The sequence below is a fragment of the Planktothrix agardhii genome (assembly GCF_904830935.1).
GTDB lineage: Bacteria > Cyanobacteriota > Cyanobacteriia > Cyanobacteriales > Microcoleaceae > Planktothrix > Planktothrix agardhii.
Genome location: NZ_LR882952.1, coordinates 3,994,780 through 4,007,500, shown reverse-complemented (window position 1 = coordinate 4,007,500; position 12,721 = coordinate 3,994,780). Strand labels below are relative to the sequence as shown.

The 12,721-nt window shown below is 37.4% G+C and carries 6 protein-coding genes (1 of these 6 cut by a window edge); 4 read left to right on the top strand and 2 right to left on the bottom strand.

What is annotated here, in order from left to right; genetic code table 11:
• On the bottom strand, positions 1-38 hold the start of the coding sequence (locus NMG88_RS18510) for a circadian clock protein KaiA (protein WP_323285771.1). The gene continues 889 nt to the left of window position 1, outside the view; only the first 38 of its 927 coding nucleotides appear in the window; it begins with the start codon at positions 36-38; the stop codon falls past the left edge of the window.
• 96 nt (positions 39-134) lie between these two features.
• A complete protein-coding gene (locus NMG88_RS18505) occupies positions 135-359 on the bottom strand; it encodes a hypothetical protein (RefSeq protein ID WP_227350419.1) in 225 nt (74 codons plus the stop codon).
• A 356-nt stretch (positions 360-715) separates the two neighbouring features.
• Between NMG88_RS18505 and aerA the strand changes: the two genes are divergently transcribed.
• From aerA to aerD, 4 genes are all read left to right on the top strand, one after another.
• Positions 716-4,960: an aeruginoside biosynthesis non-ribosomal peptide synthetase/polyketide synthase AerA gene (gene aerA / locus NMG88_RS18500; protein WP_227365869.1), complete on the top strand. Its 4,245-nt coding sequence runs from the start codon at positions 716-718 to the stop codon at positions 4,958-4,960.
• A gap of 240 nt (positions 4,961-5,200) precedes the next feature.
• Positions 5,201-7,078, top strand: coding sequence for a TubC N-terminal docking domain-related protein (locus NMG88_RS18495; RefSeq protein ID WP_235751288.1), 1,878 nt, complete (start codon positions 5,201-5,203; stop codon positions 7,076-7,078).
• Positions 7,079-7,214: 136 nt separating this feature from the next.
• The gene (gene aerB, locus NMG88_RS18490) at positions 7,215-12,011 is read left to right on the top strand and encodes an aeruginoside biosynthesis non-ribosomal peptide synthetase AerB (protein WP_254035693.1); all 4,797 of its coding nucleotides are present in this window, start codon (positions 7,215-7,217) and stop codon (positions 12,009-12,011) included.
• 75 nt (positions 12,012-12,086) lie between these two features.
• Complete coding sequence (gene aerD, locus NMG88_RS18485) at positions 12,087-12,695, top strand: aeruginoside biosynthesis prephenate decarboxylase AerD (protein WP_254034230.1); 609 nt, start codon at positions 12,087-12,089, stop codon at positions 12,693-12,695.
• The last annotated feature ends 26 nt before the right edge of the window (positions 12,696-12,721 follow it).

Below are 12,721 nucleotides of genomic sequence, written 5' to 3'. Positions count from 1 at the left end.
AGCTGTGGGCGCCAAACTGTCGGAGAAGTTGAAACCAAGTTTTCACCGAACAAATCAGCCAGAGTCAATCTCTCCATTACTAAGATTGCTTAATCCTACATAATATTTAATCACAAATTGTAACTAATCTTTAACTATAATTTGGGACAAGAACGAGTAAACTGAAGCGCTTGCAGGGTCGGCGTTAACGGGGTTTGATCAAGTATTCCTTCCAGAGCTTCTGGAATTTGACCAACGGCCTTGGTCTGACCAATGGAGGCACTAGAAATCACGGATAGACCCAAACGGTGAGCCACTTCTAGGACAGGAAGCCATGTTCGTTTCACTTGTTGAGTGGGTTGAACTAATGCCTCTAGCATCGTGGCATTGAAAGGTAACTGAAGGAATTTGAAATGATCCTTGCCATTGGGGGCCACTTGAGATGCAATCGCTTTTGCCTTGGCTAAATCAAGATGGTTGGGGTGGGTTGGTGGGACTCGGAAGCCATCCCAAGTAGCTAACCCATAGCTACTAATTTTTCCTTGACTAACGGCTTTTTCTAAATTATAATTGACAAAGACAAAGACTAATGCTCAAATCAAAACAATGCAATCTTTTTCTTTCTGTTTGTAATTAAGCTGTTTTCTTTTCTATGGTATCATAATAAACTAACAGGTTCAACTCTAAAAGCTCATTTTTGAGAGGCTTTCAAAAAGTATATCCAGTTATTTTTTTTATGACTACTAATCAACAAAATTCACAATTAAATTGCCATGAAATCGCGGAAGTCTTGTTATCAAATCCCTTGATAGAAGATTGCTATTTACTTGTACGGGATAGTGAATTAGTCGCTTATATCGTTTACTCTGGAACTGGAAAACTAGAACAATTATCCTCTAATGTGGGGTCAAAATTACCCGATCATCTCTTACCCACTCTCTATGTGCAAGTTTCTAACTTACCCTTAACAAATACTGGTTGTGTCGATGAGTTAGCCTTAAAAAATATAGAAATTATCGACGAAAATTTAGTAAATAATACCGAAAAAAAACTACAGTCTTTATCAGGGATTGAGCAAGTTGCTGTGGTCATTACTTCCCAAAAATACAAAAATCTCCCGCTACATCTATCGGAATTATTGCCATTAAAACAACCAGAAATAGTTGAGAAGCAGAATCAAGAAATCGAAACCCAGATCATTCTACCCATTCACGCTTCTAATGCTCAACAAGCTATTAGTCACGGACAACCTTTAGTAGAGTCTGTACTACAGCCAAAAACCTTGGGAGACCTGATCCAGAAAACAGCCGAAAACTATCCGAATAGAGGAATTATCTATATTCAGTCTAATGGTTCTCAGATATTTCAATCCTATCAACAATTATGGGAACAAGCCCAAAGAATACAAACAGGATTACAAAAGCTAGGTTTACAGAATCAAGATAAAGTCATTTTCCAATTATCGGAAAATTATGACATCATTTCCGCATTTTGGGGATGTATTTTAGGGGGCTTTATTCCTGTGATTCTCTCAGTCCCACCCACCTACAAAGAGATTAATCATGAAATTAATAAAATTTGTCAGGTCTGGGAATTGTTAGAACATCCTCTAATGATCACGAATGAATCCCGACAACAAGACGTAAAAAAATTAGAAAAATGGCTATCTAATCAACCCATTAAACTGAGTTTTATTGAAGAATTAAAAACCTACTCCCCCCATCATCCCCATATTAGTCAACCTGATGATATAGCTTTTTTCAACCTGACATCAGGTAGCACGGGAATGTCTAAATGTATATCATTAACCCATAAAAATATTATCTCTCGTGCGAGAGGAACCAACATAATTTGTGAATATAATAACGACGATATTATCCTGAATTGGCTGCCTTTTGACCATATCGGGAGCATTTCTGACTGGCATATTCGCTGTGTTGATTTAGGATGCCAAATGGTCTATGTTCAAACGGAATATATATTAGGTCGTCCTCTCAATTGGTTAGATTTAATTCATCAATACCGGATTACTCATAGTTGGGCTCCTAATTTTGCTTATAATCTGATCAATGAAGCTCTTAAAAAAGAACCCCATCAGACTTGGAATTTAGACTCAATTAAATTCTTTTTAGTAGCTGGTGAAGCGGTTTCTGATCAAGCGGTCGGAGAATTTACTAACAAACTTCATAGCGAATATAACTTAAAAAAAACGGCGATTTGTCCTGCTTTTGGGATGGCGGAAATGGGATCGGGAATTACTTATTATCAACCGACAACAGAACAGCCTTTACTCTTTCATACGGTTGATAAATATTCCTTGACTCATACTTTAAAAAGAGTCCATCCTGAACATCCCAATAGCGCAACCTTTACGGATTTAGGATTACCTATTCCTGGCGTATCAATTAGAATTGTTGATCAAGAAAATTCCCTACTTCCAGAAGAAACGATTGGTCATTTACAAGTCAAAGGAGATCCAGTTTCACCGGGATATTACAAAAACCCAGAAGCAAATCAAGAAGCTTTTTTAAAAGATGGCTGGTTTAAGACAGGAGATTTAGGATTTATTAGCAACGGACATTTAGTGATTACAGGAAGAAGTAAAGAAACGATTATTATTAATGGGGTGAATTATTACAGTCACGAAATTGAAACAGTTGTTGAAGCCATTGAAGAAGTAGCAGCATCTTATACCGCCGCTTGTGCTGTTCATGATCCTAAGAGTAGTACAGATCAATTAGCTTTATTTTTTAGTGTAGAAATCGATCCCCAGGATTTACCTGAACTGCTGAAAAAGATTAGACGAAAAGTGATTAACAGTTTTGGCGTGAATCCCGAATATTTAATCCCCTTAAATAAAAACGAAATCCCCAAAACTTCTATCGGTAAAATTCAGCGATCGCAATTAACTAAACGTTTTGAAGCCGGGGAATTTAATCCTGTTCTTAAAGAGATAGATATTCTATTAGAAAATGCGAATACTATTCCTGATTGGTTTTACCGGAAAGTTTGGAAGTCCAGATCTCCGGTTAATCTGAAGCCAGAACTTTCTAACAATTATACTTTAATTTTTTTGGATCAGTTAGGTTTAGGAGAATTTTTAGCTGCACAAATCCAAGCCAAAAACTTACCCTTTGTAACGGTTTTGGCGGGAGAAGAATTTTCTAAATTAAGTAACGATCGCTATACAATAAAACCAGGGGAAGCAGAACACTATCAACATTTAATGGCATCTTTAGCAGAGGAAAAAATTACTATTGGGAATATTATTCATCTCTGGACGTATCAAAAATATTCGGGAGAAATTGATAGTATAGAGCAGCTAGAAAAAGCACAAAATCTAGGAATCTATAGTTTATTGTTCCTCGTTCAAGCCCTAGCTAAAATTCACGATTTAAACCGAACAATTCAATTGTTATTTGTTTCTAGCCATAGCCAATTTGTTACTAAAGCTGATGAAATTGCTTATGAAAAATCTCCCGTTTTAGGACTGATTAAAAGCCTAGCTCAAGAAATTCCTTGGTTAAATAGTCGTCATCTCGATTTACCCATTGATAAAAATGAAATCAATGGGGCTGATCTTCTCCAAGAACTTTACGTTTTATCAAGGGACAGAGAAATTGCCTATCGAGCAGGAAAGCGTTTCATTTCTGGCTTGGAAAAAGTCAATTTACCTGAACAACTTAAACAAGAATTACCCTTTAAACCAGGGGGAATTTATCTAATTACTGGGGGCTTAGGAGGAATAGGAATACAAGTTGCTCAATATTTGCTTAAAAATTATCAGGCTCGGTTACTGTTGATTGGAAAAACTGCTTTACCGGAAAAACATCTCTGGAATGATCATCTGAAAAAAGAAGATAAATTTTCTTTGAAAATCAAAAATTTACAAGCCTTAGAAAACCTGGGGGGAGAAGTAATTTACCAAGCGGTAGATGTTGCTAATTACACTCAAGTACAGCAAGCTGTAGACGAGGTGAAACAGCACTGGAAAGGAGAACTCGATGGAGTTATTCATCTAGCAGGAATCTATAAAGATTGTTTGCTGCTGGAGGAAACAAAACAAAGTTTAGCAGCCATTCTTCGTCCCAAAGTATTAGGCACTTGGATCTTACATCAACTGATCAAAGAATCTCAGGGAATTTTCATCAGTTTTTCATCCTTAGCTAGTTTTTTTGGAGGAGCAAGTTTGGGTTCCTATGCGGCGGCGAATACTTTCCTAGAACATCTTAATAACTATCAAAAATCTAAAAATTTATTCCCAAGTTATTGTTATAGTTGGACAACTTGGAAAGAAACAGGAATTAGTAAAGGCTATCAGATGCAATATCTAACCCAATCTCAAGGGTATTACGATATGACAGTACAGCAAGGATTAGACTCATTTTTAGCGAGTTTATATCATAACCAAGGACAGTTAATGATCGGTTTAGATGGGAGCAATTCTAAAATTAAACGTTTTACATCTTTGTCTGAGGGATTACAGAAATTAACGGCTTATTACGTCCCGAAATCACCTCCTAATCCGATTAATTTAGCCGATCATTTAACCCTAAAAGATCGATTTGGAACTCCCTATAACTGTTCATTGATTCCTAGACAATCCCTCCCTCTTACAGACCAGGGTGAAATTGATAAACAACAATTAATCAGGGAACTTCAGGGTCAAGAAAATAGCGAATGGATAGCACCCAGAACGGAAGCAGAAGGTAAAGTCGCTCAAATTTGGCAAAATGTCCTTAACCTACCCCAAATCGGTATTCACGACAATTTTTTTGAACTTGGAGGACATTCATTGCTGGCCAGTCAAGTCATATCTCGTTTGCGGGATGTTTTCCCGGTGGAATTATCTTTACAGAGTTTATTAGAATACCCGACTGTGGCTAGTTTAACTCAAACCCTTGAGGTGCTTAATGTAGCCAAAAATAGTCACAGTGCTATGAGAGAAACCCAAGAAGATTACGAAGAAGGAGAGTTATGAAAATATGTTGATTGAGGTTTTTTAGAGTTCGTTTCCTGTACAATGTAAAATTATGTATACCTCTTTAAGATTTCTGATCAGGGATATGCTATAAATGACCAGAATTTAAGATCATTCTTTTCTTTTAGCCATAGCTTGCTTCTGTGGCTGACATAGCAATCGAGTGTAAAAATGCTGGCTCTTTTTTTGGCTTGATAAGTTGTGGGATAGTTTATTCGTATGTTGAGGAAAATTGAGTTTATGAAAACAGTCAAATTTTTGTCTCACCTTAATCATTTAGGTGTCAAAATCTGGGTTGAAAATGATAAGCTACGCTATCGTTCACCCCAGGGAATAATGACTCCCGACTTACTCGAAGGATTAAAAGAGCAGAAAGAGGAACTGATCGCATTATTGCGCCAACAAGCCGAGAATTTAAGTCAAGAAGAAGCCTATGATCTGGTGATTTGTGGGGGTGGATTGGCGGGTTTAACGTTAGCAAGACAGTTAAAACTTAAAAAACCTAATCTTTCGGTTGTTGTTCTCGATAGAATGACTCGCCCTTTACCCGAAGCTGGTTTTAAAGTGGGAGAGTCCACAGTCGAAGTGGGAGCATTTTATTTAGCGAATACCATCCAGTTAACCGATTACTTTGAACAGCAACATTTAACAAAACTTGGATTACGATATTTTTTCAATAATCGAGAAACGGAGTTTCACAAAAGACCTGAACTGGGATTATCAGAGTTTCATCTTCCTAATTCTTATCAAATTGATCGAGGTAAATTAGAAAATGATTTACGCCAGTTTAATGTAGACGCAGGAATCGAACTACTAGAAGATTGTTTAGTTCAAGAAATCGATCTTGCTGAAGGCTTACAGCAGCATCATAAAATTATTTATACTCAAGGAAGTGGAGAAAATAAAAAAACTCATAGCATTCAAGCCCGATGGGTCGTAGATGCCATGGGTCGTCGTCGATTTCTACAGAGAAAACTGGGCTTAGATAAACCTAATAATCAGCAATTTGGTGCGGCTTGGTTTCGGGTTGATGGTCGGTTTGATTTAAGCGATTTTGTTCCCAGCAGTGAAATAAAATGGCATAATCGCGTTCCTAACAAAAACCGTTATTATTCTACGAATCATTTATGCGGTGAAGGATACTGGGTGTGGTTAATTCCTTTATCCACGGGTTATACCAGTATTGGCATTGTTGCGCGTCAAGATATTCACCCGTTAAAGAATTATCATAACTATGAATTAGCCTATCAGTGGTTAAAGGAAAACGAACCTGTTTTGGCTTCTCATTTAGAGGGTAAACAACCTCAAGACTTTAGAAAAATGCCTAAATATACTTACTCGTCTAAACAAGTATTTTCCCTTAATCGTTGGGCTTGTGTTGGGGAAGCCGGAACATTTCCTGACCCCTTTTATTCCCCAGGTTCAGATAATATTGGTTTTGGCAATTCCTTAACAACTCAACTGATTGAACTTGACCTAGAAGGTCAACTGGTTCAGGAAAAAGTGGAGGATGCTAATTACTTTTACTTAACCAATAATGATGGGTTAACGTTTAATATTCAAAACTCCTACAACTGTATGGGGAACGGGATAGTGATGGCGACAAAAATGATCTGGGATAGTTTAGCAGGATGGACATTTAGTGGTTTAATGATGTTTAATTCTATCTTCCTTGACCCGGAATTTAGAATGAAAGTTCAACAGATCAATGGAGAATTTTTTCCCCTTTCCTATCGGATGCAACAGCTATTTCGAGATTGGGCGAATCAATCCTTGCATCGGGTTAACTTTGAATTTATTGATTATTTAGCGATTCCCTTTGTTAATCAACTGCGAACCCGTAATTTACAATCCAATAAAACCGAAACAGAAATCATTGAAGCTTATCGAGCCAGCCTAAAATTATTTGAAGAATTTGCACAAGTGATTTTTCAATTAGCCCTAGAAGATACAAAGCCGGAACTATTATCTCAAATCCACTCTCACCCCTGGTTAAATGCTTGGGCTATAGGTCTGGATCAGAGTAAATGGGAAGCTGATGGACTGTTTTCTCCCAAGAGCGAACCTCGGAGTTTAGACCTGGTTAAACAACAATTTTCATCGGCAATGGGTCGATGAAACTAGAGCTATAAACCGATAAAGTTGATGAGTCAATGCAACGGTAACTCGGTTAAATTGATCTCCTGAACGAACCCAAATACAAAACAGCTAAACCGCTATTCACACAAACAGAAATTTAGGAAAAAGACACCGAATGAAAGTAGTAGAATTTTTATCTTACTTAAATAGTTTAGAGATCAAACTTTGGCTTGAGGAAGAAAAGTTAAAATATCAGGCTCCCCAGGGAGTAATGACAGCCGAAATCAAGCAAGAAATTGGGACAAGAAAATCTGAAATTCTCGACTTTTTAAGCAGAGAAACCCAACCATCCCCTAACTCTCTTGAATCAGTTATTATTCCCGTTTCAAGGGATGAAGATTTACCCCTATCTTTTGCTCAACAGAGGATGTGGTTTCTCTATCAGATGGATAGTCAAAATCCTGCTTACAATGAGTGTCCAGCTATCCGTTTAACGGGAAACTTAAATATTGATATTTTGGAGCAGAGTCTCAACGCCATTATTCAACGTCATGAAATTTTGCGGACAACCTTCCCGATGGTCGAAGGAAAACCCATCCAGAAAATTGCTCCCTCCCTGAAGGTGAATTTGTTAATAGTTGAGTTAAAAGACTTACCGATAGAAAAAGTAGAAGAAATCGTCGCTCAAGAACTACAAAAACCCTTCGATTTAACTCAATCTCCGTTGTTAAGATTTACTCTTTTTGATTTGGGATATGAAGATTATATTTTAGTTCCAGTTATTCATCATATTATTATAGATGGTTGGTCAAAAGGGATCTTATTTAAAGAATTATCTAGCTTTTATCAAGCATTATTATCAAATTCGACCGCTTCTTTACCCAAATTACCGATTCAGTATGCAGATTTTGCAGTTTGGCAAAGACAATGGTTACAAGGAGAAGTTTTAGCAAACCAGCTAAACTATTGGAAAAAACAATTAGCTGCCGCTCCCCCTTTATTAGAACTTCCCACAGACAAACCTCGTCCTCCCATCCCCAGTTTTCGAGGCTCTAGTATTTGCTTTAAAATCGACTCGGATGTAACAGAAAAACTGAAAAGTCTCAGTCAAAAATCAGGGGTTACTCTATTTATGACCTTACTGGCTACTTTAAACACTTTACTCTTTCGTTATAGCAGCCAAAAAGATATTCTGGTAGGAACTCCCACGGCTAACCGAAATCGACAAGAAATTGAACCCCTGATTGGTTTTTTTGTTAATACTTTAGTGATGCGAAATTCCCTAGAAGGGAATCTTTCTTTTTCAGAATTATTGCAACAAGTTCGCAATGTTGTCTTAGAATCTTATGCGAACCAAGATGTCCCTTTTGAGCAAGTCGTAGATGGCTTACAGATAGAACGGAGCTTGAGTTATAATCCCCTATTTCAAGTGATGTTTGCCCTACAAAATACCCCTCTAACGGCCTTAGACATACCGGGGTTAAGGGCGAAATCTATGGCGGTAGAAAACGTCAGAGTGAAATTTGATCTGACCTTAATTTTAGAAGAAATAGAGACAGAGCCAGGAACTTATTTAGAAGGTTATTGGGAATATAATGGCGACCTCTTTACCGTCGAAAGAATCACCCGCCTGATTGGTCATTTCCAAACTTTATTAAAGGGAATTGTGACGAATCCTCAGCAAAAAGTCGGGGAATTACCCTTACTTACTGACTCAGAAAAACAACAAATATTAGTGGAATGGAATCAAACTCAAGTCCCCTATCGGGATCATCAATGTATTCATCAGTTATTTGAAGAACAGGTTGCCAAAAATCCTGATGCTGTGGCGGTCATTTATGAACAGGAATCCCTCACCTATCAACAGTTAAATCAAAAAGCAAATCAACTCGCCCATTATCTACAAAGTTTAGGGATTAAAACCGAGGAATTAGTAGGGATTTGTGTAGAGCGATCGCCTTTAATGATCATCGGACTTTTAGGAATTCTTAAAGCGGGTGCAGCTTATTTACCTTTAGATCCCAACTATCCATCAGAACGTCTAGCTTATATGCTAGAAGATTCTGCGGTATCTGTATTATTAACTCAGAAAACTTTAGTTCACTGTTTACCCAACTATCAAGGACAGAAGTTTTGCTTAGATAAAGATTGGGAAATCATTGATCAGAATTGTCAAGATAATCCCATCAATCAGATCACTTCCCAGAACTTAGCCTATATCATCTATACCTCCGGTTCTACAGGACAGCCAAAAGGCGTTTTAATTGAACATCAAAGTTTATTAAATCTTATTTTTTGGCATCAAAATGCCTTTAATATTACGGAAACAGATCGAGCGACTCAATTAGCAGGAATTGCTTTTGATGCTTCAGTATGGGAAATCTGGCCTTATCTAACCTGCGGTGCTTGTCTGGCTATTGTTCCCCAATATCTGCTCACATCACCGAACCAGCTTAAACAGTGGTTAATGGATCAAAAAATAACCGTTTCTTTCATACCAACTCCCTTGGCAGAAATCTTGATTTCCCTAGATTGGCTTTCTATCTGTAGTTTAAGATTAATGTTAACTGGAGGAGACAAACTGAGTGATTTTCCTTCGACCTCGATTCCGTTTATATTGGTGAATAACTATGGGCCAACAGAAAATACAGTAGTAACAACATCACAAAAAATTACCCCTAATTTATCAGCAGAAAAAGCACCTGCCATCGGTCGTCCAATTGCTAACACTCAAGTCTATATTTTAGATCAGTATCAACAACCTGTTCCTATTGGAATTCCGGGGGAATTATACATTGGGGGATCGGGATTAGCACGAGGCTATTTGAACCGTTCAGAGTTAACTGATTCTAAATTTATTCCGAATCCTTTTAGGATTAGACAAGACAATAGTGAAGTGTTGTTACCAACCGATCGCCTTTACAAAACAGGTGATTTGGTTCGTTATGGAAACGATGGACAAATTGAATTTGTGGGTCGTATTGATGATCAGGTCAAAATTAGAGGTTTTAGAATTGAATTAGGGGAAATAGAAACCGTCCTCAATCAACATCCTCAAGTTAAAGAGGCAATAATTATTGCCAGAGAAGATCAACCAGGTGTGAAGCGCTTGTGTGCTTACATCATCGGCCATAAAAAACTAAGTATTTCGGAATTGCGTCTATTTTTGCAAGAAAAGTTACCTCAATATATGATTCCTTCTTTCTTGATCATTTTAGAAGCTTTTCCCCTAACTGCTAATGGTAAAATTGATCGCCGGGCTCTACCTCAACCAGCACTTGAGTTAGAGGATGAAGATGTCAGAAATATTACTCCTACTACAGACACAGAAAAAATTCTGATTGCAATTTGGCAAGAAATTCTAGGACTCAAAAAAATTAGTATTAATGACAACTTTTTTGAATTGGGAGGAGATTCAATCCTAGGCATTCAAATCATTGCTAAAGCCAATCAAGCGGGACTAGAAATTACCCCAAAACAGTTATTTAGCCATCAAACTATTGCCCAATTAGCAACAGTAACTGAAAAAGCTCCTGTGACTCAAATCATCCAAGATTTGGTTAGCGGTCAAGTTCCTTTAACGCCAATTCAACAGTGGTTTTTTCAGCAAAATTTACCCGAACCCGATCACTTTAATCAATCGGTATTGTTAGAAGTTCCGGCCTATCTACAACCGGATTTATTAAAACCAGCCATTGCCAAATTACTGTATCATCATGATGCTTTGCGTTTACGCTTTCTGCATAAACAGGGACAATGGCAACAGTATCACAGCGATGATTGGGAGTCTTTTGGTTTTGAAGTCATGGATTTATCCCCGATGTCTTCGGGTGAACAATTGACCACAATGGCAGAAATTTCAGAGGCTCAACAGCGCTCCCTAAATTTAGAAAAAGGCCCCTTAATTTCGGCGATTTTCTTTCAATTAGGTGACGCAGGACGATTGTTAATTATTATTCATCATCTAGTAGTCGATGGGGTTTCCTGGCGGATTTTCCTAGAAGATTTACTCACCAGTTACCACCAATTAGAAACTGGAAAACTTCTGGAATTACCCCTAAAAACTAGCTCCTTTAAAAATTGGGCTGAGGAAATCCAAAATTATGCTCAAAACCCAGAACACAAGTCTTACTTAGATTACTGGTTAAAGCAGGATTTTCCCTCAATTCCCCATCTTCCCCTGGATTATCAAGCTGATACCAAGTCTAATACCGTTGCTCATGCGAAAACGGTCTCTTTTACCCTGGGGGAAGAACAAACTCGCTTACTGTTACAGGATGTTCCACAAGCCTATAACACCCAAATTAATGATGTATTACTGACGGCTTTAGTACAAGCTTTTGCTGGTTGGACAGGGTTTTGTGATCTTGTGATTGACATTGAAGGTCATGGCAGGGAAAATGTAATCAATTCCCTGAATTTGTCCCGAACTATTGGTTGGTTTACCAGTATTTTTCCTGTCATTTTGACTTTAAAAAATATTGACCATCCTGGTGAATGTCTCAAGTCAGTTAAAGAGCAATTAAGACAAATTCCAAATCGGGGAGTTGATTATGGAATTGGATATTATCTTAACCCAGATTTAACCATTCAATCCCGTCTAAGAAGTTATCCGAAACCAGAAATCAGCTTTAATTATTTGGGGCAATTTACTCGCCCACAAATAGCTTCTGTTGACTGGAAATTTTCTAAAGAAGCGAGTGGTTCTATTCATAGTTCCTTGGGGCAACGTTGCCATTTAATTGATATTAATGGAATCGTTGTCGAGGGGAAACTAGAAATGGAATGGCAATATAGTGAGAATTTTCATCAAAAAACAACGATAGAAAATTTAGCTAATGCTTATCAAGAATCTTTAGAAATAATTATTAATCATTGTTTGTCAGGAGACGGAGGTTATACTCCATCGGATTTTCCCGATGCTGATCTCAATCAAGCAGAATTAGATGAACTGCTTTTAGAACTAGATTAAATCCTGACAAGAGCAACCAAAAATGCTCAAAAATGCTAATTTATCAGTCCTCAAAAAATCTGGAGCCTTAAAACCATGTTAAAGTTTTCAATGGAATTTTGTTATCCCCAACCTGATGTAAAAACTTTAATCGTTGGCACTTTAGGGCCAAAAGAAACCAGTAGTGAACAGACCTTAAATTATCTGATTACTCAATGGCAAGCGGAACAAATTTCTGTTACCAGTCATTTATTTGATACCTTTACAGAGTTGAAAGAATCTTTGCTCCAAGATCGGGTGGATTTGGCTTTGGTTCCCCATGCTTATGAAAGAGTTAATGATTTTTATATGGAACCCAGTTTAAAACTAGGTTTTGTTTTTACCTATCCCACACCAGTTTATGGATTAGCCAAGCGCAAAAATGAAGAATTAGTTTGGGAAAATTGCACCCTAGTTACTCATCCTGCTCCCTTTCCTTTACTCCCTTATTTATTACCCGGCTACCCCAATCAAAAAAATATTAAAGTGGAGTTTGTTAATTCTACAAGTGCAGCCGCTATTCAAGTGAAGCAAGGGTTAGCAGATTTAGCAATTACCAATGAGAATGCTCTCAAAGAAAATGATTTAGAGTTTATTGCAGAATATGGGAAAATTGAGATGAGTTGGTCTATTTTTCATAAAAAAGGAACAGTCCATAGAGAATAAATAATTAAGAATTAATTTTTGAGAAA